Raw genomic sequence first — 24,250 nt, forward strand, 5'->3', positions numbered from 1 at the left:
GGAGGCAGTAACGACAGCATGGTTAACGCAATTCCCGCCACCCACATCACCTTGCAAGAGCTGGTGCGGCTCCAGGCTGACGCCCGGGCACTGAAGCTGCCTTCGGCACGGCCGGTGCGGTCCCGCCAGTCTGGCCTCCGGCAATCTCGCCAGCGAGGCCGTGGAATGACCTTTTCCGAAGTTCGTCAGTATCAGCCCGGGGACGACATCCGGAGTATCGACTGGCGGGTAACCGCCCGGCGTCAGGCTCCCCATACCAAACTGTACGAAGAAGAACGGGAGCGACCGGTTCTGTTGATCGCTGACCTGGGCCCAACCCTGTTTTTCGCCAGTGCCGGCGCCTATAAGCAGGTACGTTGTGCCCAGCTCACAGCATTGCTCGCCTGGCTTGCGTTGTGGGCCGGTGACCAGGTAGGTGGACTGGTGTTCAACAGTGAGAAACTGGAAGTACTGCGCCCGGCACGGCGTCAGAAATCGGTACTGCGCCTGCTGGACCAGGTGGCCGGCCTGCAGCACCGGTCTGACTCACCGCCCGCCCCGTCCGCCGCTAACGAACACCGGCTTGATACCGCACTGGCAGAGGCCCGCCGGGTGGCCCATACCGGCAGTCGGATTTTTGTGATCAGCGATTTCATGACGGTCACAGACACAACAACCAGCCTGTTGGGTGCACTGGCCAGGCACAACAGCGTCAGCGCCATCCGTATTCTTGACCCTCTGGAAAACGAGTTACCACCTAGCGGGCGTTTCGCCGTTGCCGGCCCGGATGGCCCCATCTGGTTCGATGCCTCCAACACGGCCTTCCAGAGGGCATGGCGTGAAAAAGTAGCCACCCATGAACAGCAGCTGGCTGACTGCTTCCGCACCTCCGGGGTGCAGGCAGCCACGGTACTGACTCAACAGGAACCTGCCGCCGCACTACGTATTTTGCTGGGCCCGGGAGGTCGCATCGGATGAACGAACAGGACCCACTGGCCCAACTGCGGGATATCCACCTTCCGGACACCGGCGGAATCTGGCCGCCGGCGCCCGGTTGGTGGCTTCTGGCAATCGTGTGCGCCGTTGGTCTTGCGGTCGCGGTAACGCTGTGGCGGCGGCAGCGCCGAAAAACCGCGTGGCGCCGTGAGGCCCGCCGCCTGTTGACGGACCTTAAGGCCCGCGCCAGCAAAACCCCTGAGTGGTTTGGTGAGCTCAACACGTTCCTGAAACGGGTGGCCAGGCAGGTGCACCCCAACCAGAATCCGCAAGTCATGTCCGGTGAGCAATGGATCGCCTTTTTACTGGCGACCGCGCCTGACAACCGGATAGCTTCCCGCCCGCTGGTGGAAGCCATGGTCGCCAGCACCTGGCAACCCAGCCCAACCGCCGACCCAAACCAGGTGCTGGATTTCGCAGTCCTCTGGCTGGAGGCACAGATATCATGAGCCTTGCTTACGCCTGGCTTCTGTTATTGGCGCTTCTGCCTCTACTGTTTCTGGTCCGCCGACACAGCAAACAGGCCGCCGATGCCCCGGTTATCCCTGTCGGCCATTGGCTTTCCGGGTTACCCGGCGTCAGCAGCAGTGGCCAGGCGACACCCCGCTGGCGGCGACTGCTGTTGTTGCTGGCCTGGCTATGCCTGGTGGTGGCCATTGCCAGGCCCCAGCATGTCGGCGAACAGATCCAGATGCCGGTCAGTGGTCGCGACCTGATGCTGGTGGTGGATATCTCCCCGAGTATGGATGAGAAAGACATGGTTCTGCACGGTCGTGGCATAGACCGGCTGGAGGCGGTAAAACGAGTACTGGATGAATTTATTGACCACCGGGAGGGTGACCGGCTTGGGCTTATCCTGTTCGGTACCGAGCCCTATGTGCAGGCTCCCCTGACCTTTGACCGGGAAACCGTACGCACCTTACTGCAAGAATCCGGCATCGGCATGGCCGGAAGGGCCACCGCCATCGGCGATGCCATCGGACTGTCGGTTAAACGACTGCGTGACCGGCCCCACGACCAAAGGGTGGTGGTAATGCTGACAGACGGCGCCAACACAGCAGGCCAGATCACGCCGGACAAAGCCACCGAGATTGCCCAGGCAGCAGGTGTCAGGGTCTATACCGTCGGCATCGGAGCGGATTCCATGGTCCAGCGAGGCCTGCTGGGAACCCGACGGGTCAACCCCTCCCGCGACTTGGACGAAGACCTGCTGACCCGAATGGCAGAGCAGACTGGCGGGCGGTACTTCCGGGCCCGCAGCCTGCCGGAACTCGAGATGATCTACGACAGCATCAATCAACTGGAGCCCATTGAACAGGAAGGACAGTTTTACCGTCCGGTCACCGAACTCTATGTCTGGCCTGCCAGCGCAGCGGCCGGCCTCTGGCTTATCCTGCTGGCGACACGGCTTGGCGGTGGGATCCGGCGCAAGGCCGACGACCCGGAGGCAAACCATGGCTGATTTTCACCTGATCCGGCCGCTGTGGCTGCTGTTGGCGCTGACCATACCCCTGCTTTACCTGATGCGCCACCGGCTGCGGCACGGTAGCACCGGCTGGGAACACTATATCCCACCAGCGTTGCTGAACCCTTTGATCCGGCGTCAGGGGCAGCAACCAGGGGCCCGGACCATCCCTCCCCTGCTACCACTCAGCCTCGGCATCCTCGCCCTGTCGATAGCACTTTCAGGCCCAAGTTGGCGCCAGGCACCAACGCCGTTGAAACAGCCCGAAGACAGCCTGGTGATCGTACTGGACCTGTCGTTATCCATGTTGGCAACGGATGTTGAACCAGACCGTCTGACTCTGGCCAAGCGCAAGATCCGGGACATCCTGAGTATCCGGGAAGGAGGCCTGACCGGCCTGTTGGTCTATTCCGGTGATGCCCATGTTGTGACACCTCTGACCGAAGATCACCGCACCATAGAGGCCATGCTCAACGTGCTGGAGCCAACCATCATGCCCGCCCAGGGCAATCGGGCTGACCTCGGAATAAAGCGCGCTGTCGAGCTTCTGGAGCAGGGCGCTCCTGGCCAGGGCCGCATTCTGCTGATTGCTGATGACGTACCGGCCCGCCACCACAACGATATCCGTGCCCGGTTGCAAGGCACCCCGTACAGCCTGAACACTCTGGTAGTGGGCTCCCGGGAGGGTGGGCCCATTCCCCTGGCCAAGCGAGGCTTCATCAGGGATAACGGAAATATTGTCATCGCCCGGGCCGATCCGGACAGCCTTGCCAGACTGGCCCGGGAAAACCGTGGGTTCAGCCACGAATTGACTCTGGGTGACACCGACATCCGGCAACTGCGATTGCAACCCGAGGTTAGTGATGACTGGTCCCGGGGTGAGGATGGTCTGACCGTTAACCGCTGGCAGGATGATGGTTATTGGTTGTTGTGGCTTGCACTGCCCCTGTTACTGCTGGGCTGGCGAAAAGGGGCGTTTGCCGTCTGCGCAATGGCCATACTGCCACTGGCCCTGACGCCCCGCCCGGTAATGGCATTTGACTGGGGCGGGTTCTGGCAGCGAGAGGACCAGAGAGGTCCGGAGTTGATCGAGCAGAACCCGGCGCGGGCCGCTGATCTGCTTCAGAAACCAGGCTGGCGGGGCTCCGCCCTGTACCGGGATGGCAGATTCGATGACGCCGCCCAGGCCTTCGCAGACCAACCGGGCGCTGTTGGCCATTACAACAGAGGCAATGCCCTGGCCAGAGCCGGACAATTGAAGCAGGCTCTTGATGCCTACCAACAGGCCCTGGATGATCATCCCGACTTCGAAGATGCCCGGGCCAACCATGAGCTGGTCAAGCAGTTGCTGGAACAACAACAGGACTCAAGTTCGCAGAACGGCGATCAGAACCAGGATAATCAGGACCAGCAGGACAGTTCCGGTGACCAGAGCCAGGATTCACAGCAGGGCGAAGGTTCAGAATCGGAACAGAACGATCAGGGCAATGACCCCGGCCAGTCCCGGCAGCCAGATGCTGATCAGCCCGATGACACCGATCAGAGCGATGGAGAGCCCGAACAGGACACAGCCGAGGGCGAGCCGCAGGAACCGTCTGACAACACAGAGCAGGACACCGGCGAGCAGACCGCCGAGGCACCAGCAGCCATCTCTGAGCAGCCCCTCACCCAGGGCCAGGAGCAATGGCTCAGACGGATTCCAGACAACCCGGGCGGACTACTGCAGCGCAAATTCCTGCAGCAACACCAACAACGTCAGACCACACCGGACGAGGGCGACACACCATGGTAAAACGCTTTCTAAGAACCATCAGCCGTCTGGGCTTGCTCGTGTTGCTGACAGCCTCCTCGGCCTTGGCAGACACCCTGTCGGTGGAGCCAGACCGCACCCAACTGTATCAGGGGGAAGTCCTTACACTGACGGTCAAAGGCTCGATGAAAATCGACATCAACCTGAACAACCTGTTCAACTTCGATCTTTCTCAGTTGCCATCACCGGATATCGAGAAGGTTGAACCGGATTTCGAAATTCTTGCCCGGAACCAGCGTTACAGCGTGCAAACGGTCAATAACGACATGGTTGGCGAGATTACCTGGACCTACCAGTTGGCGCCCACCCGCACCGGCACCCTGACCATCCCGGCGTTGACCTTCAAGGACACCAGCTCATCCCCTGTCACCGTTGAAGTGACCGACGGCACCCCACCCAATCAACCCGCCGCGGCCAGGGACAGTTTTATTGAGCTGGCAGCGGACAAAGCCGAGGTGTATGTTCAGGAACAGCTGGTGCTGACTATCCAGCTGTTTTTCTCCGGAAACCTGATTCGGGGCGAGCTGTCAGAACCCGAACATCCCGACGCAATTATTGAGCCCCTGGGCAAACAGCGGGAATACGCTCGCTACCGAGATGGTATTCGCTACCGGGTGGTAGAGCGACGCTATGCCATTTTCCCGCAACAACCGGGTGAGCTGACCCTGCCCCCAATCCGCTTTGAAGGACAAGCCCGTGACGCCTCCGGCCAGCTCCGCTTTTTGCGAGACCGCCAGGAGCTCTTCGACGTAAGGGTAAAGCCAGTACCTGACGGCTATCCCGCCAATCAAGCCTGGCTGCCTGCCAGCCAACTGAGCCTGACCGATGAAGGATTGCCGCCCTCCGGAGAACTTCAGGCGGGCAGCAATCTGAACCGAAAACTGACACTGGAAGCCGTTGGCCTGCCTTCCGAGGCCCTGCCGGCACTGCCCCAAACGGTACCCGATGCCATCCGCAGCTACCCGGAACAGCCACTGAGAAACACGGAAACCACCACAGACGGTCTGCGCTCGACCCTGCAACAGGTCTCTGCCCTGGTGCCGGTGCAATCGGGCGAGGCTGTGCTGCCGGCCATCCGCATCCCCTGGTGGAACACCCAGACCGACGAGCTTGAATACGCGGAATTGCCACCACGCCGTTACGCCATCGCAGGTGGAAGCGCCGTGGTCGCCGCGCCTTTATCGGAGTCCGGGCCAACGCCAGACGCACTGCCGGAAGCAACCGTAACTACGCCATCTGGCGTTGACGGGGTGTCACCCTGGTTCATCTCCAGCCTCGTTCTGGCAGGCTTGTGGCTGGCCACGGCGGGGTTGTGGTGGTACTCCCGCAAACGGCAGGCACCCGCACCCAACGAGAGTCATCCGGAGGATGCCAGCGAACGTCAGGCGTTCGCCAGGCTCAAGGCGGCCATTGATGACCACTCAGCCCAGACCACCGGGCTCATGGTGACATGGGCAAGGCTACGATTTCCCGGCCAGACTTTCGTCACTCTGGAGGATGTCATCAACTTCAGCGGTGACCCGGACCTTGCGAATGCAGTCGGGCAGCTTCAGGAAAGGCTTTTCTCAAATCATTCACCATCCCAGGGCCACCGGGTGGCCAGTGAACTGACCCGATGCCTGGAAGAGCTGCGAAACCGTCAGACCAACCCGAACGGCACAACAGCTTTGCCGCCATTGTATCCGGCCGGCCTGTCACACTGACGGAGCCGGCCGCAGGGAACTCAGAGGCTCAGTTGGTGAGTTCCTGATTGATCACCAGATTCACGGGCTCACCTTGGGCATCCGATGACAGCACCTGGGCCTCTACCCTGCCCTGCCAGTCTCCTGGCTGCGGGTTAACACTGCCGCTGCGACTGAGGCGCGCAATAACCACCACGTTCTGCTCGGCTGAAATGGTGGTTTCCGGTGACATCGCGTAGCGATCATCCAGCCGGATATCTGCCGGCAAGGCGCCGGCGGTCAGGCGGGCAACCGCCACCGGTGCCCCCTGGCTGGTGCCCGCTGACCGAGCAAAAATGAACAATGCAGTATCGGCAGGTACCTGGCCCTGAAGATCTTCATCCAGAGATACCCGCAAAGAAACACCCGGGCCACTCGCCGACACGGGCTCGGCCGGCTCCTCAGGCGCTGGAGGCTGCTGACCGAGGCGCCGGTAGGACTCGTCAATACCACCGCGGATTGAGGCAATCTGCGGGTGATCCGGCGCCACCTCCACAATCCGCTCCCAGTATTCAATGGCCCCCTGATAATTCTGCTGGCTGAAGGCACTGATACCCAATAACCCCAGCGAGTTCACCTCGTCCGGGTTCAACGCCTGTGCCGCTTCGATGGCCTCCACAACCTCCGGAGTCATCTGGCCTTCAGTGGTAAAAAATAAGGCCTGGGCAGACAGTCCATAAGCCACCGCGCTGGAAGCAGGATCTTCTTCAACGGCCTCAGCCAGCCTGCGGAACGCCTGGGCAGCGTCCTCGTAACGTTCAATGCGCATGTAGGTCTGGCCCAGCATGGCCCAGCCATCCGGGTTATCGGGATTGGCCTCCAACCGGTTACGCAGCTGTTCAGCCAGCTCGGAAACCCGTGCTACCTGTTCACCACCCGATGCGTTCATCTCCTGCATCGTCAGGTACTGTTCCACCTGTTCCATGGCACCCCAGCGATCATAGGCCAGGAAGGTGCCAGCAGGTAACAACAACACAACGGCCAGGGCAACCACCATGGCACTGCGACGGCCGGGGATACGCTTCTCCGGAACCTGATCTTCCGGAACGTCGTCCAGCATGGCGCCAGCCAGCTCTTCTTTCAACAGCCGGTAGTTTTCATCGTCCAGAATACCTGATTCATATTCGTGCTCCAGCTCTTTCAGTCGGCTGCGATACGCCAACAGGTTCTGGTTTCTGAGGTCGGTTTCCTGTCGCGCTTGCGGACGGTGAAAGAACACCGGGTAGAGTACGAACGCCAGGGCAAAGAGAATGAGTACCGTCGCGGCAATCCAGAATGTTTCGGTCATGGAACTATCATCACAGTTAAAAAGGGTTTGCAGGGATTAGCGGCGTGTTCACCGATCCTCGTCGGCCAGTATTCGATTGACCCGTGCTTTTTCGTCCGGGCTCAACGCTGACTCTGCAGAGTCTCGACGCCGGGACCGCAGCACCACGCCGGCAACGATCAGAACGCCGCCAAACATGGCGATGGCCGGAAACGCCCAAAGCACGACGGTACGGCGGTCTACGGGGGGCTTGTACTTGACGAACTCACCGAACCTGTCCACGAGGGCGCCGACAATCTCGTCGTCCGTTGCGCCAGCCTGCATCATCACGTACACCTGATCACGCATATCCTTTGAGATGGGCGCGTTGGAATCGGCAATGTTCTGGTTCTGGCATTTCGGGCAACGAAGCTCCGCAATCAGACTGCGAAAACGCTGTTCTTCGACCAGGGTATCGAAATCGTAAAATTCCGGCGCCTCGGCCTGGGCCGACGCGGAAAACACCAGCAACGCTGCCAGTAACATGGGCACGAAACGCATCAGCCAGCCCCCCTTGCCTGATTGATTACGGGCAGCAGTATCTCTTCCCATACCCGTTCGTTGACCACACCGACATGGCGATAGCGCACGACACCCCCGGCATCGATTACGAAGGTCTCCGGTGCACCGTATACACCCAGGTCAAAGCCGAGCGAACCTCTCGGGTCGAAGATAATGGTCTGGTAGGGGTCGCCCAGGCGCCCAAGGAAGCGGAATGCGTTTTCCCGCTGGTCCTTGTAGTTAAGCCCGATAATGCGAACCCCCTTATCGTTGGCAAGCCACATCAGGTACTCGTGCTCATCCCAACAGGCCGGGCACCACTCCCCCCAGACGTTGAGCAGTGCAACCTCGCCCTGGAACACGGACTGATCCAGCATCTCACCAGGCTCGTGCAGGCTCTCCAGGCTAAACTCCGGAACCGGCTTGCCGATCAGTGCCGATTCTAGCTCCGTGGGATCTTTGCCAATACCCGCCGCGAGAAAGACTCCAACAGCCACAGCCAGCACCAGGGGCAAAAACAGCATCAAGCGCTTCATGTCCCGGCCTCCACCGGCTTCCCGCTCGACGTATCCGCTTTTGTCTTCGGATCAGTCAGCCCAGCCGCAGCTTTCACCCGGATCCGATAACGCTTGTCTGAAATAGCCAGGAAACCACCAATCGCCATGATCAGCGACCCCAACCACAGCCAGCGGACCAAAGGCTTGTACTGCAGGCGAATGGCCCAGGCATCGTCTGTGATGCGCTCACCGATGGCAACAAACACATCCCTGAAGAAGCCTGCATCAATGGCTGCCTCGGTCATCACGCTCATGCCCACGAGATAATTGCGCTTCTCGGGATGCAGATTGGCGACCTGCCGGCCATCAACAAAGACATCAAACTCCCCGTACTGGGCAGTGAAGTTCGGCCCCTGTCGCTCTCCGATGTAATTAAACACCACGGTGTAGTCACCCACTTCGGCGGAACCACCAGGCACCATGCGCACATCCCGCTCGATGCCATAGTTCGAGACCACCGTGGCCCCGGCCATCACCATGGCCATGCCCAGATGCCCGAGAACCATGCCGTAATAGCTGCGTGACTGTCGTTTCAAGCCGTGCCAGCGGCCGTTCCGGGAGGCAGACTTGTCCCACAAATCCCAAATCGTAGCCAGGGTTACCCAGGCCGCCGTAAACACGCCGGCAAACGCCCAAGGTGCAAAGCCACCGTAAACCAGCATCACCGCGGTCGCGACCAGTATGCTGACCGCCAGGGGCCAAAGCAGCTTCCGCCCCATCCAGCCACCGTCTGTTTTTTTCCAGCGCGAGAAGATACCGGCACCCAGCAGCAACCCAGCAGCCACCGCCATAGGGCTGAAGGTTGCGTTGAAGAACGGCTCACCAATCGACAACTTGCCCATGTTCAGGTAATCAAGAACCAGTGGGTAAAGCGTGCCAAGGGCCACTAACAGGGTCGCTGCCACCAGCAACACGTTATTGAGCAACAGGAAGGTTTCCCGTGACAGGGAACCATAACGGGACCGCACGTGCACCACAGGCGCACGGAACGCATACAGTGTGAGGCTACAAACGACGGTAATACCCAGCAGCGCCAGAAGGAAGGTTCCCCGCTCGGGATCATTGGCGAACGAATGCACAGACGTGAGAACACCGGACCGAACCAGGAAGGCACCCAGCAGACTCAGTGAGAAGGTGACAATCGCCAACAGAACTGTCCAACTCTTGAAAACGCCCCGTTTTTCGGTAACCGCCAGCGAATGCATCAGCGCGGTGCCAGACAACCAGGGCAGCAGGGAAGCGTTTTCAACCGGGTCCCAGAACCACCAGCCGCCCCAGCCAAGCTCGTAATAGGCCCACCAGCTGCCCAGCGCAATACCAAGCGTCAGGAATGCCCAGGCCACCGTGGTCCACGGGCGGGACCAGCGGGCCCAGGCTGCATCCAGCTTACCGTTGATCAGGGCGGCAATGGCAAAGGCAAAGGCCACAGAGAAGCCAACGTAGCCCATGTAAAGCATGGGCGGATGCAAGATCAACCCGATATCCTGCAACAGGGGATTAAGGTCCCGACCGTCGGCAGGAATGTTTGGCAGAATGCGCTCGAAGGGGTTTGAAGTGATGATGATAAACAGGAAGAACCCGACGCAGATCATGCCCATCACAGACAGCACCTGAGACACCATGGTAGACGGCAACTTCCTGCTGAATACCGCAACTGCCAGTGTCCAGCCAGCGAGCATCAGAATCCACAGCAACAACGAACCCTCGTGGCCACCCCATACGGCACTGAACTTGTAGTACCAGGGCAACATGCTGTTGCTGTTATTGGCAACGTAGGCAACCGAGAAATCATCCACCATGAATGCATGGGTCAGAACCGCAAAAGACAACCCGGTGAAGACAAACATGCCGGTGGATAGCGGGCGGGCAAAGGCCTGCAAACTGTCACGGCCGGTCAGTGCCCCGGCTAACGGGACAACAGAAAGGAGTACTGCCAGCAGCAGCGCGATAATCAGTGCAAGCTGTCCGAGTTCCGGATACATCGGGTTCCTCCAGCAACAGGGGTTCGGGGTGAATGGTTAGTAAGCGGTGGATTCCGCGGCTTTCTCTACATCGGCAGCCTGGTGCCTGCCCTTCGACGCCCGCTCCAGGGCTTCGGCAACTTCCGGCGGCATATAGGTTTCATCGTGCTTGGCCAGGACCTGGTCAGCAACAAACCGGCCATCCGCGTTAATCCGACCCATGGCAACAACGCCCTGCCCCTCAGCAAACAGGTCCGGCAAAATACCAACATACTCCATGGCCACCGAGGCGGAATAATCAGTCACCCGGAATTCCACCTTCAGGCTTTCCGGATCGCGCACCACACTGCCCTCTTCGACCATGCCGCCAGCCCGAATGCGAACATCCACTGGCGCTTTGCCATCGGCGATCTCACTGGGGTCGTAGAACAGATTGATGTTCTGGCGCAATGCATAGGTGGTCAGGCCAACAGCGATGGCAAGCCCGGCCAACAGGAACAACACAATGGTCAGTCGCTTCTTACGAATCGGATGCATGAATTACCTGCTCTTCAGTCTTGGGGAATTTCAACTCGGGTAAAGGTGGCCGATGCTTTGCCCGGTGCCCTGGCAGATGCCCGGCTTTCTGTCTCATGCCTGCGCTGGCAGTCCTCGAGGGCCACTCGATTTCGCTTCACTGACCAGATCATCAAACCACCTAGCAGAACGGCAAAGACCGCATAACATACCCACACGTAGGGTCCGTGGCCTTCCATCGCAATAAATGCTGAGAATGAATCAAACGCCATCGGTTATTTCCTTCCTGCCAGGACCATCTCTTTTACCCACCGGGTTTTCTGTTCCCGAATCAGGATCTCGGTTTTCATTCTGATACAGGCGAACCAGCCGAACAGCAGGTAAAGGCCCAACACAGAGAGCAGCAACGGCATCCACATTTCCATGGGCATGGCCGGCTTTTCGGTCAGCTTGAACGTAGAAGGCTGGTGCAGTGTATTCCACCACTCCACGGAGTATTGGATAATCGGGATATTTACTACCCCCACCAGAAGCAGAACGGCAACAGCACGGGCGGCAGACTTTTCATCATTAATGGCCCGGTCCAGGGCAATGGCGCCACCGTAAAGGAACAGCAGAATCAGCATAGAGGTCAGGCGGGCATCCCACACCCACCAGGTGCCCCAGGTCGGCTTGCCCCAGACAGCGCCGGTAAACAGCGACAGGAACGTGAATACAAGCCCAACCGGCGCTATGGCTTTAACAAACACATCTGCCAGTTTCATACGCCATACCAGAGTCACCACCGCAGCGATCGCCATAGAGACATAGATGGACTGGGCCAGGAAGGAGCTGGGCACATGAATGAAGATAATCCGGTAGCTGTTACCCTGTAAGTAGTCCTTCGGCGCAAATGCCAATCCCCACACCAAACCTGCCACCAGAAGGAGCAAACCACCGGTAAGGAGCCAGGGCATAAACCGGGTCGCAATCCCGAAGAACCACTTGGGGGAACCCAATTTGTGAAACCATTGCCACATCAGTTGGTCACCGTCTTACTGTTCATTTTGCCAGCGGGCGCACCCGTGGCGTTTAACTGTTGGACATGCTTATCCGCAACGCTGCCGCGGACGCGAACGGAGCCAGCGTCAGGGCCAGCACCAGAAATGCCCCCATCAGGGCCAGATAGCCGGCTACCGGCGCACCTTCAGCCGCCGCTGCCACCGTGCCGGTACCGAAAATCAGCACGGGAATGTACAGCGGAATAATCAATAATGACAAGAGCACGCCCGCAGAGCGCAGCCCCAGCGTCAACGCAGCGCCAATGGAACCGATCAGGCTGAGCACCGGTGTGCCGATCAGCAGCGTTAGACATAGAATTGCAACAGAGTTCCCGTCCAGATGCACCATAACCCCCAGAATCGGGGTCAGCACCACCAATGGCAGGCCCGTGAGCATCCAGTGCGCCAGTGTTTTTGCCAGGATAAGCAAGAACAGGGGCTGTGGCTGCAACACAAGTTGCTCCAGGGTGCCGTCATCAAAATCATGCCGGAACAGGTGATCAAGGGATAACAGCACCGACAACAGCGCCGCCACCCAGAGAATGCCCGCCCCGGACTGCTTCAGAAACCCCACCTCGGGGCTGACACCAAGTGGAAACAGGGTGACAACCATGACAAAGAACAACAGGGGGTTAAGCAGGTCCTGGCGCTGCCGGAACGCGACTCTGACATCGCGGGAAAACACCGCCACCATGGCGTTGACAGGCCCGACGCCCCGTTCGACCGGCTTTATCAGAGGATGGGCCGAGCTATTCATCACACTGCCCCCCGCCCAAGGTAATACGCCGCATACCTTCAACCTGAAGGTCATGGTGGGTGGTGACCAGAATCGCGCCACCCTCTGCTGCCCGTTGCTGGAGCAGGGTTTCGATGGCCTGAACGCCATCCGCGTCTATCGCGGTAAATACTTCGTCCAACAACCACAGGGGTTCGTCGGCGATCAGCAACCGGGCCAGCGCAACCCGTCGCTGCTGGCCTGCCGAGAGATTGCGACAGGGAACATGTTCATACCCCGCCAGGCCAGTGCCAGCCAGGGCTTGTACCAAAACCTCATCATTGACCGGGCGACGGCCCGCCATCAATGCCCGCAGGTTCTCCAGCGGTGTCAGCAACGGCTTGATTCCGGGGCGATGGCCTAGATACAGAGTGTTTCGGAGAAACGACTCGCGATCATGCCCTCGGGGTTGTCCGCACCATCGAATCTCACCGGACCAGGCATCATTCAGGCCCGCCAGAATACGTAACAGGGTTGTTTTACCTGAGCCATTGGGGCCCTCGACACGGGTGAGCGTACCGGGCACTATGGAGAAAGACAGGTTTTGGAACAACAGGCGCTCATCCCGTTCACACTCGAGATCAACCGCCTGTAGCAACGGCTCGGACATCAGGGCCCCGTTCAGGACGAAGGATGCTCAACAGGCATCAGGTGTATGGACGAAGGTCACGCAGGTGCCAACATGAATTCAAGGCATTGGTTGCCAGCGCGGCGTATTATAACGAAAGCGCTCCAGGATTACTCTTGCCCGACATCAAATCCATGACAATGAAGCTGAACGGCGGACAACCTCCAGTCAAAACACCGGACTCGCCAGCGGCCCGGACCTCACCCGGGCAGGGCACCCCTGAACTTCGGGACGGCGCATCGTCTGTACCCCGGGCAGACCCGCTCAAATCTGCACAGCAGCAGCTAATGCAACTCCGGCTCAGCAATAACGAAACCGCCCTGGCCCGGGTGGCCGACATTATTCAACAGAAAGGTGGTGGCCATGAGCTGCTTCTGGAGTTGCGTGGCCGTGCCCTGGCGGTGTCGACCGGCCCGGATTCCGCAGGCCTGTCCGCAGGCGATCTGATCAAGGTGATGCGGGCCGGCAACGAACTGCGACTGCTTGGCAAACTGGCCCCGGGCCCAGATGCCAGTATTGCGCGGGCACTGGCCCAGAGGCTGCCCTGGCAACAGAATTTACAGGCCGGGCTCGGGCAACTGCTGCAAAGTCTGACCAGTGGATTGAAGCCTGCGCTACAACCTGGCCAACCACCGGCCGGAAATGCCACCCAGCCCTTGCCTGCCCTGGCCCAGCAACAACTGCAGAACCTGCTTGCCAGCCTGCCCCGTTCGGATGCCCTGGCACCCGGCGTCGGCAAGACCGATGGTATTGCCCAACAGGTCCGGCAATGGCTAACCGAAAGTGGAGTTTTCGCAGAATCCAGGTTGTTGCATTCCAGCCCGGCCCAGGGTTCGCCGACCGATCTGAAGCTGGCCCTGGCTCGGGTTGCAGATGCACTCCTGGCTGCACAGGGCCAGGGGCCTGAACACTTCAATCGGCTGACACCGCTTGCCAGCCACGACCTGGTTCAATCACCTCTGCAATTCCCGAATACCACTGGCCCCTCATCAACCAGCACGGCCGAACCGCTGTCGGTGGCACAGGCCCTGCGCCTGCTGGCCGGCATGCTGAACCGGATTACCGTCAATCAGCTCCATAGCCAGGTGCTTACTGCCAGGGCCGGTGCCGAAACCGGCACACCCACCAACACGCTACTGATCGAATTGCCCTGGCTGACGCCGCATCAGGAACCACGAACGGCTCAACTGCGGCTGGAACAATATGAAAGAGACGAGGAGTCTGCCAAAGCCACCGGTCATGCCACTGTCAGTGAATGGCGGCTGGCGCTGTCCATGGATCTGGACGAAGCCGGGCCGCTTCACTTCGACGTTTCTTTCCGGTATCCATCGGTCAGTGCACAGGTGTGGGCGGAAAAGCAGAGCACCCTGCGCCAGGTACACGAAGAACTGCCGCTGCTTCGGCAGAGCCTGACCGACCTGGGGCTGGAGGTAAAAGGCCTGGATTGCCGGCGCGGCAGCCCCCAGCGCACACAAACCCGACTGGAACACCGACTGGTGGACACCAAGGCATGAAGAACAAACAGACTGACACAGCCATACCGGCAGCCGTCGCCCTGAAATACGATGGCGAGCGGGCACCGGTTATCGCAGCAACCGGGACCTGGGAACTGGCGGAAGAGATTATCCGCATCGCCAGGGAGCACGGCGTGCCGCTGTATGAAAATGCCGAGTTGGCCAGCATTCTCGCCAGACTGTCGTTGAACGAAGAAATCCCGGAAGAGCTTTACCGGGTGATTGCGGAAATACTCGCTTTCGCGTTTCACATTCGGGGCCGGAGGCCCGAATAACTTCCAGAGCCGCTGGCTCGGGAATATCAAGTGGTGCACAGAATCAGGTCACATAATTCGTCGGTTGGTATCCCAGTACCCGCATCAGCAACCAGCACCTCGACGTTGTGCTTACCTCCGAGGGTAAAACGCTCTCTGGCCTTCTCGGCAAACACCGGAGACGAACGCCCGCCGGTCTACAACATTGAGAGCCTCGGCGGCTCTCGGGTAGAGTTTCTTCATTCAGCAGCGCCTGTGACAGCTTCGGATCAGGCCGCCTGACGTTTCTTCAGTGCTGACACCAGTTCGGCCTCGGGGCGGGATATTCCGCACGTATTCATAAGATCGTCAATATCTGCACCAAGATCAACCAGGCGCGCTGCTTCGTCGTAGGAAATTCTCAGTGGGTCGTTCTGGCGCATTTCATCCAGGGCGTTACGCAATTCGTGCAGTTGCCTTTCGCAGGCCACCAGGCGCTGGCCGACGCCCATGCTACCGCTGGTCGTAGCGTGCAATTCGCGGCCCAGGGTGTCGCATCGCTGTTTTGTTGAAGCTCGCAATGCGCTGATCTGACGCCCGTGGATGACACCCTGAACCAGCACCAGGCCAATCGCGACTGCAGTCAGGCCCCAGGGGAGCCAGGAAGGAATGGTATAACTCATGACAGACGTCTCCCTTGTGTGTCACCACGGAAGACGTCCATCGGGAGCGCTGGAAGGAGATGCCCTTACAGCGATGCGATTTCAGCCCACTCGTGGTCTGACAACATTTTGTCGAACTCGACGAGAATAATCAGCTCGCCATTCTTGTTGCACACGCCCTGGATAAACTTGGCACTTTCCTCGTTACCCACGTTCGGTGCGGTTTCAATTTCACTGGCCTTGAGATAGACCACTTCCGCCACTGAATCCACCAGAATACCCATGACCTGGCTGGAGGATTCCATCACTACAATCCGCGTGGCATCCGTCACTTCTGCGTCCGCCAGGCCGAAGCGCCGACGGGTGTCAATAACCGTAACCACGTTGCCCCGCAGGTTGATGATGCCCAGCACGTAATCCGGGGCACCCGGTACCGGAGCAATCTCGGTATACCGCAGTACTTCCTGGATCTGCATCACGTTGATGCCATAGGTCTCATCATCCAGGCGGAAGGTCACGTACTGCAGTACCTGATCATCCTGGGCCTGATTTACTTGTCCGCTCGGGGATGCCATAGCGCTCTCTCCTTCTCGGCTGCCCGGCGGGGCAACCTGATCGTCAAAAATTCATCATCAGTGCCCAATACTATAGTTAAGGGCACAAACCGTGCCAGCCTTGCACGGTTTCTTTCAGTAACCAATCTGTACAGTTTCCGCCTGTGCGGTCACCTCAACTCAACTCAGCTCAGATCCAGATGGTGCTCCCGCTCGGCCCTCACCAACAGGTGAGCCATGGTTCTGACATCAATCAACGCGCACATGTGATCAATCACGGTTCCCGCCAGCCAGGGCCGCTTGCTCCGCGCGGTGCGCCAGCGTACCTCATCTGGCTTGAGGGTGAACGACTGGGCAACATCGTCACAGGCCAGGCCCCAATCGCTGTCATCCAGACGGATCACAAACCGATAATTATCACGGGCACCGGCTGGAACCCGCCCCGCCATAATCCACTCTGCGGTGTCGACCACCCGCAGATTATGATCACGATCCGGGCGAATACCCATGTACCAACGAGGGCTACCCGGGATTGTCCGGATTTCCTCTTCAATTCGATGAATGGCTCCAAGCAGCACCAGAGGCACCGCGAGCTGCAGCCCCGCCACGGTAAAAATCAGGCACTCAAACGGCCCATGGGACCAATCTGGCCGGGTTGGCGGCTCGGGCGGCGCCTTCTCGATAACCGGGGCAGGCTCCGATTTTACTATCTCGGCAGGTTTTACTATCTCCGCCGGTTTTTCCCGGACTCTGGTTCTGGTTTCGGTCTTCGGTTTCGGTTCCGGTGCCGGCTGAACCTGTTCAGGCTCTTGCACCTGAGCGCTGCTGGTTGCCGTATGCAGAAGTTCGTCGAGGTAGCTGGCGATCGCCGCATCGGGCGTGGCCAGCTGTGCCATTTTTTTGTCAGCCATGCCGCCGCTCCTTCGCGGTAGCGGTTAACGCCAGAACATCGTCAAGCAGATGCCGGTAGGCTCGAACGCCATGGGTGTCTGCATCCAGTGCCGATGGAATAACACCGGCCTGGCTGGCATCCCGGAACTTGGTGTCCACCGGAATGGCAAAACGCCAGAGCTTGTCGCCGTAGGTTTTACGCAACAGATTCAGGCTCTTCACTGAGGCCTGGGTACGGCGATCATAGAGCGTGGGCACAATGGTGTACGCCAATTCGTTCTTCTGGGAACGCATGATCATTTGCAGGGTGTGCAGCATGCGCTCCAGGCCCTTGATCGCCAGAAACTCGGTCTGTACCGGAATAATCAGATGCTGGGCCGCCGCCAGGGCATTGACCATCAGCACGCCCAACGACGGGGTGTTGTCCAGAATCACGTAATCAAAGTCATCCCAGAGTTGCGCCAGGGCCCGGGAAACAATCAACCCCATCCCCTCCACGCCAATCATCCGACGCTCAAGGGTGGCCAGGGCTGTGCTGGCCGGCAGCAACGACAGATTCGGACAACTGGTCTCGGTAATCAGCTGGGCAGGCAGGCCTTCCGGTACCTTGCCCTGGTGCTGGAACAGATCGAATACGCTGTGCGCCAGCGAATCGGGGTCATACCCGAACCAGCTGGTCAGAGAGCCATGGGGGTCAAGGTCGACCACCAGCACGCGTTTGCCGCGTTCGGCCAACAACCCGCCCAGGGCTACCACCGAGGTTGTCTTACCTACACCACCTTTTTGATTGGCTACAGCCCAGATTCGCACTCTTGTTACTCCAGTTTGGCTATGCCCGACAGAAATACCGGCCGCTACTGACCATATCGGCACGCTGGCCCGGAACTTGACTGTCCGCTGTCCGTTTTACGCGGCAAGCCTTTGCCGATCCGGATGATAAAAAGACTGTAATACAGGAAGCGTGCCAGTTCGGCCATACGCATCTGCCACCGGCAGATTAGCGAACGGCACCACGAATACTGGCGTCTCGGGAAATCAGAAGCACAACCCGGCGATTACGACGCCGCCCTTCCTCGGTGTCGTTTCTCGCTACCGGCTGGTACTGGCCGTAACCCACCGCGGCCAGGCGTTCGGGTTCTACACCTTCCATCATCAACATACGAACCACGGCCGATGCCCTGGCGCTGGAAAGCTCCCAATTGGATGGAAACCGGCTGGTTCTGATTGGCTGGTTATCGGTAAACCCCTCCACCTTGATGGCATTATCGCGGTTGCGAAGCACCGTCGCGATCTTTTCGATGACCTGGAATGCATCGTAGTGAGGTTCGGCGTCACCACTACTGAACAGCATGCTGTTTGGCAGGTTGAGCTCCAGCCAGTGTTCATTGGTTTCCAGGCTGACCACGCCCTGACTGATCAGTTCGTCAAACTCCATAGTCAGTTGATCTGCCATGGTTCTGAGGGCTTGTGTGCGGCTTTCGGCATCCAGTTGAGGATTGCGCGGCGCCTCGGTGACCGGCGGGGGAATGACGTCTTCTGGTGAACTGGTCGGGGCCCGCAGTGGCTGGTCGCCCACCTGGACAGGCTGCACCGAGCGCTGGGGGGCGTTAAACACGCCTGTCAGGGTTTCGGACAGAACTTTGTATTTACCCTCGTTAACGGAAGACACCGAGTACATGACAACAAAAAAAGCGAACAGAAGCGTGATGAAATCCGCATAGGAGATCAGCCAACGCTCCTTATTGTGCAGGTCATCCTGGGGTTGTCTGCGCCGACGCATAGGCTATTCCGTCCTGATTACTGCAGGAAGCCCCGCAGCCTCAGTTCAATGGATTTCGGGTTCTCACCCTCAGCGATGGCGATGATGCCATCGATCATCATGTCTTCGTAGCGGGTACGTTCCTTGACGATACTTCGCAACTTGTTGGCGACAGGGAAAAACAGCAGGTTGGCCAGGGCCACGCCGTAGATGGTGGCTACAAACGCGGTGGCAATGCCGCTACCCAGAGACTGCGGGTCTTCAAGGTTGGTCATCACCTGAATCAGGCCCATGACCGCCCCAATGATACCGATCGTCGGCGAATAACCACCCATGGCTTCATAGATACGCGCCGCCTCAAGATCCCGCTGCTCACGGGATTCCAGATCCACTTCCATAATGCTGCGGATGGCTTCCGGCTCAGCGCCATCAACCAGCAACTGCAGCCCCTTGCGGGCAAATTTCTCCGGCTCCCGCTCTGCCAGGCCCTCAAGGCCCAGCAAACCCTGCTTACGAGCCTTGACGCTCCAATCGATGACCTTGCCAATACCATCTTCCAGGCTGATGTAGGGCGGAACGAATACCCAGCGAATCTGTGTCATGGCCCGTTTGAGCATGGGCCAGGAGGTTTGCAGAATAGTGGCTGCCAAAGTGCCGCCGACCACGATCAGACCTGCGGGCCCGTTGAACAGTGAACCGACCGCACCACCCTCCAGCAGGTTGCCGCCCAGGATGGCGACAAACGCAAGGATGATGCCCAGCAGGCTAAGAATATCCATCAGCTCACGCCTTCAACCAGCCGGGGGCCCACTTCATCAAGCGGCAGGATTTCGTCACTCAATCCGGCCTTGGCGACGGCCATGGGCATGCCGTAGATCACCGAGGATTTCTCGTCCTGGGACCAGACCACCGAACCGGACTGCTTCATCATCCGGCAGCCTTCCTTACCGTCTGCTCCCATTCCCGTCAGGATGACGCCCAGGGTTTTCGCCGGGAAGCTGCGGGCGAGAGAACCGAAAGTGACATCCACACAAGGTTTGTAGTTCAGCCGTTCGTCACCCGGCAGGATCCTGACTCTCGCCTGACCGCCACGATTTTCGATCATCATCTGCTTGCCGCCAGGCGCCAACAAGGCATGGCCAGGCTTCAGGATATCGCCATCTTCGGCCTGCTTGACCTGAATACGGCAAAGTTTGTTCAGGCGCTCGGCAAAAGCCGGGGTAAAGCTGGCAGGCATGTGCTGCACCAGCACAATGGGAGCCGGGAACGACGCCGGCAGTGCGGCCAAGACCTTCTGCAGCGCCACCGGTCCTCCTGTGGAAGTGCCAATTGCAACCACGCTGTAATGTCTTGGTGCGGCTTTCCGGGAGGGCCGCCTTGGCGTTTCCGGCTCGCGGGTCGGCTCTGGCTGGACCGGGGCTGAGCGGTCGCGGGTTACCGGTCTGGCGGGCCGCTCTGGAGGCTGCGGCGCTGCCGGGCGCGAAACCCCGTGACGCGGCGCTGCCGGGCGCGCAACCGGAGCCGCAGAACGACCGCTCGGCTTGCTGCCGGCCACGTCAAGAATCCGATCGATGAGGATTTTCTGAAGTTGGCTGGTATCCCGGGCAATTTCCTCGAAGTTCTTGGGCAGGAAGTCCACTGCCCCGGCTTCCAGGGCATCCAGAGTAACCCGCGCGCCCTCATACGTCAGAGAGGAGAACATCAACACCGGGGTCGGGTGCTTTTTCATGATTAAACGAACCGCCGAAATGCCATCCATCACGGGCATTTCGTAGTCCATGGTAATCACATCAGGGCGCAGCTTTTCGGCCAGCTCCACCCCTTCACGACCATTGGTTGCCGCACCGACAACCTCGATCTGCCCCGAGGCCGTGAGGATTTCCGTCAGCCGTTTGCGAAAGAACCCTGAATCATCAACAACCAGGACAGAAACTGTCATCCATTTCTCCTAAACAATCCTGCATGTTGTCTGCCCTGGCACCGCTAACCGTAATGTTGAAGAAGGCTGGGTACGTCAATAATCAGGGCAATGCGGCCGTCACCGGTGATGGTGGCCCCGGCCATACCGGGCGTACCCTGTAACGCCCGCCCCAGGGGCTTGATCACCACCTCTTCCTGGCCGATCAGCTGGTCCACCACGAACCCGACCTGCTTTGTACCCATGGCCACAATCACCACATGGGCGTTTTCCGGCTCTTTCTGACCAGCCGCGCCATGTACCAGCCAGCGCTTGATGTGGAACAGCGGGAATACCTTGTCACGAACCACGATGCATTCCCGGCCATCGACGATGTTCGTTTTCGACAGATCGAGATGGAAAATTTCAACCACGTTCACCAGGGGCAAGGCGAAGGACTGATCGCCCAGCATGATCATCAGCGTAGGCATGATCGCCAGGGTGAGCGGCACCTTGATAAGAATGCTGGTGCCCTTGCCCTGTTCAGACACGATGTTGATCTGGCCGTTAAGTTGGCCGATCTTGGTTTTCACCACGTCCATGCCCACGCCCCGGCCAGACACATCGGATATCTGTTCCTTGGTCGAGAAACCGGCGGCAAAAATCAGGTTAAAACACTCGTTATCGGTCAGTCGATCCGCTGCATCCTGGTCGTACAGCCCCTTCTCCACCGCTTTTCGGCGCAGAACATCAGGGTTCATACCCGCGCCATCGTCAGAGATGGAAAGCAGGATATGATCCCCCTCCTGTTCCGCTGACAGGGTAACGGTGCCAGCACGGGGCTTACCGGCCTTCTCTCGCACCTCTGGCATTTCAATGCCATGATCAACGGAGTTTCTTACCAGGTGAACCAGCGGGTCGGACAGCGCTTCGACCAGGTTCTTGTCCAGGTCGGTTTCTTCCCCGTGCATCACCAGGTTGATTTCTTTCTTCAGCCCTCGGGCCAGGTCTCGTACCACCCGTGGGAAGCGCCCGAATACCTTTTTGATCGGTTGCATGCGGGTCTGCATGACCGCCGCCTGCAAATCGGTGGTCACCACGTCGAGGTTGGCGACCGCCTTGTGCATATGTTCATCTTCGCTCTCGGAGCCCAGACGCTGCAGACGATTACGGACCAGCACCAGCTCACCCACCATATTCATGATGTCGTCAAGGCGCTTGGTATCCACCCGCACGGTGGTCTCAGCTGTGGGCGCCGCATCTCTTGCCGGAGCGGCGGGGGCTGCCGGTTTGGCTTCCTGCTTGGCGGGTTCCGGTTGTTTTGGCTCCGGCTTCTTTGGCTCAGGCCTGGCCGCAGGCTCAGGTTTGGTCTCCCCTGCGGGGGCTGCACCAGGGCTCTTGCCTTTGCCGTGCAGCTCATCCAGCAGATTTTCAAACTCGTCATCGGTGATCAGATCATCACCAGTGGATGATTTTGCCGGTTCTTCTGGTTCCGGCTCCGGCGGGGTGTCGTTATCAACAACCGGGGCGCCGGCAAACTGGCCTTTGCCGTGCAACTGATCCAGCAGGGCTTCAAATTCGTCGTCGGTGATCTCGTCGCCGTCTGATCCGGCGTCATTGGCGGAGGTGTTTTCCGGTGCGGCCGCCGGCTGTTGCTCCGCACCTTTTTCATCGGCCAGGGCATCCAGCAGTTGCTCAAACTCTTCGTCGGTAATATCACCGGAATCATTGCCCGCACCCACGGCAGGTTCGGGTTCTGGGGTTGGCGTTACCGGCGCTGCCGTGTCGCCTTCCGGCTTGGCAAGTTCATCCAGCGCGGCGATCAATTCGTCCGGAGCCGGCGTCGGCTCTTCACGGTTACGAACCTGATCAAACATGGCGTTGACGTGGTCCAGGGCTTCCAGCACCACGTCCATCAATTCGGAGGTAACCTTGCGCTTGTGGTTGCGAAGGATATCGAACACATTTTCCGCAGAGTGACAGCAGTTGACCAGCGCTTCGAGCTGCAGGAACCCGGCACCGCCCTTGACCGTGTGGAAACCACGGAAGATGGCGTTGAGCAGGTTGCTGTCATCCGGATGCTGCTCAAGATCTACCAGCTGCTCGGACAGCTTTTCGAGAATCTCGCCGGCCTCAACCAGGAAGTCCTGCAGGATCTCTTCGTCGGCATCAAACGCCATGCGTCACCCTCTATAATCGTTCAGAAACCGAGACTGGATAACAGGTCATCAACGTCGTCCTGCCCCGAAACTACATCATCACGCTCCTCAGCCTTGATCTGAGGCCCTACCCCTTTTTCGGCCGATTCTTCTTTTTCTTCAATCTGGTGCACAGTGCCGGTGAGCTGGTCCACGTGGCTGGCCATCACCACCAGGCCAAGCAGGTTCTCTTCGACTTCTTTCACAAGGGCCGTGACTTTCTGGATAACCTGCCCGGTAAGATCCTGAAAGTCCTGGGCCAGAAGGACTTCAGACAGATTGCTGTACAGGGTATCGGAATCTGTCGCCAGGCCCGCAAAGAAGCGATCAATGCGTCCGTACAGTTCCCGGAATTCTGCCGGCTCCATTTCCCGACGGCGCAACCGCTGCCATTCGTCTCGCAGGGCGGTCGCTTCGTCGCGCATGGTGTGCGCCACCGGCATGCTTTCTTCGACCAGGTCCATGGTGCGATTGGCCGCCTGGCTGGTCATCTGGACAACGTAGGCCAGCCGATCCGAGGCATCGGACATCTTGGACAAGACTTCTTTCTGCTCGGCACTGCGGGCGTCTATCTGAAAATTCCGGATAGCCTCGTGCAGGCTCCGGGTCAACCGCCCCACTTCCCGATAGAGGCTCTGGTCGCGAACTTCACTTAGCTCGTTGATCACCGACATTGCCCGGGCGTAGTTACCGGAACTGATGCATTCGGCCAACTCCGAACTCTGCTGCTGGAGCTTTTCGGTTACCTCCGGGTCGAGGCCCTGATGGTTCTCGTTCTTGTCAGTCATGACAGCCATCCGACCTCTGGTTACTGGATTCGCTCGAAGATCTTCTCAATCTTTTCCTTGAGAACGGCAGCAGTAAACGGTTTGACGACATACCCGTTAACGCCGGCCTGGGCCGCCGCCACAATCTGGTCACGCTTGGCCTCCGCAGTTACCATCAGCACCGGCAGGTTCTTCAGGTTCTCGTCTGCCCGCACCGCCTTGAGCAGATCAAAACCCGACATGCCTGGCATGTTCCAGTCGGTCACCAGGAAGTCGTACTTGCCGCTCCTGAGCATGGGCAAGGCAGTGTTGCCATCGTCCGCTTCATCCGTATTGGTGAAGCCAAGATCGCGCAGCAGATTCTTGATGATTCGCCGCATTGTGGAAAAGTCATCCACAATGAGAATTTTCATGTTTTTGTCCAATGGGACCTCCAGTCAGTAACACCCGGATTTCATTAAGCCTTTTGAAAGTCTAGCAGGCCGCTGCTTTAACCGCTTATTGTGTGGTGTTTGGCCGC

The 24,250-nt window shown here is 59.0% G+C and carries 26 protein-coding genes; 7 read left to right on the top strand and 19 right to left on the bottom strand.

The window, feature by feature from the left end; genetic code table 11:
* Positions 1-18: 18 nt before the first annotated feature.
* The 5 genes from ACZ5Q2_RS16035 to ACZ5Q2_RS16055 are packed head-to-tail and all read left to right on the top strand — an operon-like array spanning position 19 to position 5,953.
* A complete protein-coding gene (locus ACZ5Q2_RS16035) occupies positions 19-957 on the top strand; it encodes a DUF58 domain-containing protein (protein WP_432210688.1) in 939 nt (312 codons plus the stop codon).
* Positions 954-1,424, top strand: coding sequence for a DUF4381 domain-containing protein (locus ACZ5Q2_RS16040; RefSeq protein WP_431474958.1), 471 nt, complete (start codon positions 954-956; stop codon positions 1,422-1,424). The genes ACZ5Q2_RS16035 and ACZ5Q2_RS16040 overlap by 4 nt, the downstream gene beginning before the upstream one ends.
* On the top strand, positions 1,421-2,437 hold the full coding sequence (locus ACZ5Q2_RS16045) for a vWA domain-containing protein (RefSeq protein ID WP_431474957.1): 1,017 nt from the start codon (positions 1,421-1,423) through the stop codon (positions 2,435-2,437). The genes ACZ5Q2_RS16040 and ACZ5Q2_RS16045 overlap by 4 nt, the downstream gene beginning before the upstream one ends.
* On the top strand, positions 2,430-4,232 hold the full coding sequence (locus ACZ5Q2_RS16050) for a VWA domain-containing protein (protein ID WP_431474956.1): 1,803 nt from the start codon (positions 2,430-2,432) through the stop codon (positions 4,230-4,232). The genes ACZ5Q2_RS16045 and ACZ5Q2_RS16050 overlap by 8 nt, the downstream gene beginning before the upstream one ends.
* Positions 4,226-5,953, top strand: coding sequence for a BatD family protein (locus ACZ5Q2_RS16055; RefSeq protein WP_431474955.1), 1,728 nt, complete (start codon positions 4,226-4,228; stop codon positions 5,951-5,953). Before ACZ5Q2_RS16050 ends, ACZ5Q2_RS16055 begins: the two co-directional genes overlap by 7 nt.
* A gap of 28 nt (positions 5,954-5,981) precedes the next feature.
* Here ACZ5Q2_RS16055 and ccmI read toward each other — a convergent pair whose 3' ends face one another.
* Genes ccmI through ccmA form a run of 9 tightly spaced genes read right to left on the bottom strand, consistent with a single transcriptional unit; the run spans position 5,982 to position 13,237 of the window.
* Positions 5,982-7,259: a c-type cytochrome biogenesis protein CcmI gene (gene ccmI / locus ACZ5Q2_RS16060; protein WP_431474954.1), complete on the bottom strand. Its 1,278-nt coding sequence runs from the start codon at positions 7,257-7,259 to the stop codon at positions 5,982-5,984.
* A 48-nt stretch (positions 7,260-7,307) separates the two neighbouring features.
* Entirely contained in the window at positions 7,308-7,778 is a 471-nt protein-coding gene (locus tag ACZ5Q2_RS16065; protein WP_431474953.1) for a cytochrome c-type biogenesis protein, read from the bottom strand.
* Positions 7,778-8,314 carry a DsbE family thiol:disulfide interchange protein gene (locus tag ACZ5Q2_RS16070; protein ID WP_431474952.1) on the bottom strand — a complete coding sequence of 179 codons (537 nt, stop codon included), beginning with the start codon at positions 8,312-8,314 and terminating at the stop codon, positions 7,778-7,780. The genes ACZ5Q2_RS16065 and ACZ5Q2_RS16070 overlap by 1 nt, the downstream gene beginning before the upstream one ends.
* A complete protein-coding gene (locus tag ACZ5Q2_RS16075; RefSeq protein ID WP_431474951.1) occupies positions 8,311-10,317 on the bottom strand; it encodes a heme lyase CcmF/NrfE family subunit in 2,007 nt (668 codons plus the stop codon). The genes ACZ5Q2_RS16070 and ACZ5Q2_RS16075 overlap by 4 nt, the downstream gene beginning before the upstream one ends.
* 36 nt (positions 10,318-10,353) lie before the next feature.
* Entirely contained in the window at positions 10,354-10,833 is a 480-nt protein-coding gene (gene ccmE / locus ACZ5Q2_RS16080) for a cytochrome c maturation protein CcmE (protein ID WP_061331831.1), read from the bottom strand.
* Between the two features lie 14 nt (positions 10,834-10,847).
* Positions 10,848-11,084: a heme exporter protein CcmD gene (gene ccmD, locus ACZ5Q2_RS16085; protein WP_230714289.1), complete on the bottom strand. Its 237-nt coding sequence runs from the start codon at positions 11,082-11,084 to the stop codon at positions 10,848-10,850.
* Between the two features lie 3 nt (positions 11,085-11,087).
* Positions 11,088-11,831, bottom strand: a complete 744-nt coding sequence (ccmC, locus tag ACZ5Q2_RS16090; RefSeq protein WP_431474950.1) for a heme ABC transporter permease CcmC — start codon at positions 11,829-11,831, stop codon at positions 11,088-11,090.
* A 52-nt stretch (positions 11,832-11,883) separates the two neighbouring features.
* On the bottom strand, positions 11,884-12,609 hold the full coding sequence (gene ccmB, locus ACZ5Q2_RS16095) for a heme exporter protein CcmB (protein ID WP_319635283.1): 726 nt from the start codon (positions 12,607-12,609) through the stop codon (positions 11,884-11,886).
* Positions 12,602-13,237 carry a cytochrome c biogenesis heme-transporting ATPase CcmA gene (ccmA, locus tag ACZ5Q2_RS16100; protein WP_319635282.1) on the bottom strand — a complete coding sequence of 212 codons (636 nt, stop codon included), beginning with the start codon at positions 13,235-13,237 and terminating at the stop codon, positions 12,602-12,604. Before ccmA ends, ccmB begins: the two co-directional genes overlap by 8 nt.
* A gap of 134 nt (positions 13,238-13,371) precedes the next feature.
* On the opposite strand from ccmA, the gene fliK reads away from it, so the two are divergent.
* Together fliK and ACZ5Q2_RS16110 are read left to right on the top strand one after the other, a co-directional pair.
* Positions 13,372-14,769, top strand: coding sequence for a flagellar hook-length control protein FliK (gene fliK, locus ACZ5Q2_RS16105; RefSeq protein ID WP_432210687.1), 1,398 nt, complete (start codon positions 13,372-13,374; stop codon positions 14,767-14,769).
* Positions 14,766-15,044 (top strand): EscU/YscU/HrcU family type III secretion system export apparatus switch protein, encoded by a 279-nt coding sequence (locus tag ACZ5Q2_RS16110; protein WP_061331826.1) that lies wholly within the window; start codon positions 14,766-14,768, stop codon positions 15,042-15,044. Before fliK ends, ACZ5Q2_RS16110 begins: the two co-directional genes overlap by 4 nt.
* 248 nt (positions 15,045-15,292) lie before the next feature.
* Here the strand turns inward: ACZ5Q2_RS16110 and ACZ5Q2_RS16115 are convergent, their stop codons facing one another.
* The 10 genes from ACZ5Q2_RS16115 to cheY all read right to left on the bottom strand — a co-directional run bounded on the left by ACZ5Q2_RS16115 (position 15,293) and on the right by cheY (position 24,155).
* Positions 15,293-15,685 carry a DUF2802 domain-containing protein gene (locus ACZ5Q2_RS16115; protein ID WP_061331825.1) on the bottom strand — a complete coding sequence of 131 codons (393 nt, stop codon included), beginning with the start codon at positions 15,683-15,685 and terminating at the stop codon, positions 15,293-15,295.
* A gap of 65 nt (positions 15,686-15,750) precedes the next feature.
* The gene (locus ACZ5Q2_RS16120) at positions 15,751-16,239 is read right to left on the bottom strand and encodes a chemotaxis protein CheW (protein WP_072677648.1); all 489 of its coding nucleotides are present in this window, start codon (positions 16,237-16,239) and stop codon (positions 15,751-15,753) included.
* Between the two features lie 164 nt (positions 16,240-16,403).
* Positions 16,404-17,129, bottom strand: coding sequence for a chemotaxis protein CheW (locus tag ACZ5Q2_RS16125; protein ID WP_432210686.1), 726 nt, complete (start codon positions 17,127-17,129; stop codon positions 16,404-16,406).
* Complete coding sequence (locus tag ACZ5Q2_RS16130; RefSeq protein WP_061331822.1) at positions 17,122-17,919, bottom strand: ParA family protein; 798 nt, start codon at positions 17,917-17,919, stop codon at positions 17,122-17,124. The genes ACZ5Q2_RS16125 and ACZ5Q2_RS16130 overlap by 8 nt, the downstream gene beginning before the upstream one ends.
* 187 nt (positions 17,920-18,106) lie before the next feature.
* Positions 18,107-18,889, bottom strand: coding sequence for a flagellar motor protein MotD (motD, locus tag ACZ5Q2_RS16135; RefSeq protein WP_432210685.1), 783 nt, complete (start codon positions 18,887-18,889; stop codon positions 18,107-18,109).
* A gap of 17 nt (positions 18,890-18,906) precedes the next feature.
* Positions 18,907-19,647 carry a flagellar motor protein gene (locus tag ACZ5Q2_RS16140; protein ID WP_058090151.1) on the bottom strand — a complete coding sequence of 247 codons (741 nt, stop codon included), beginning with the start codon at positions 19,645-19,647 and terminating at the stop codon, positions 18,907-18,909.
* Positions 19,647-20,807 (bottom strand): protein-glutamate methylesterase/protein-glutamine glutaminase, encoded by a 1,161-nt coding sequence (locus ACZ5Q2_RS16145; protein WP_432210684.1) that lies wholly within the window; start codon positions 20,805-20,807, stop codon positions 19,647-19,649. Before ACZ5Q2_RS16145 ends, ACZ5Q2_RS16140 begins: the two co-directional genes overlap by 1 nt.
* Before the next feature lie 44 nt (positions 20,808-20,851).
* Positions 20,852-22,945, bottom strand: a complete 2,094-nt coding sequence (locus tag ACZ5Q2_RS16150) for a chemotaxis protein CheA (protein ID WP_058090153.1) — start codon at positions 22,943-22,945, stop codon at positions 20,852-20,854.
* 20 nt (positions 22,946-22,965) lie between these two features.
* Complete coding sequence (locus ACZ5Q2_RS16155) at positions 22,966-23,751, bottom strand: protein phosphatase CheZ (protein ID WP_058090197.1); 786 nt, start codon at positions 23,749-23,751, stop codon at positions 22,966-22,968.
* Between the two features lie 20 nt (positions 23,752-23,771).
* A complete protein-coding gene (gene cheY / locus ACZ5Q2_RS16160; RefSeq protein WP_011785448.1) occupies positions 23,772-24,155 on the bottom strand; it encodes a chemotaxis response regulator CheY in 384 nt (127 codons plus the stop codon).
* Positions 24,156-24,250 lie beyond the last annotated feature (95 nt).

It is taken from the genome of Marinobacter alkaliphilus (assembly GCF_055394375.1).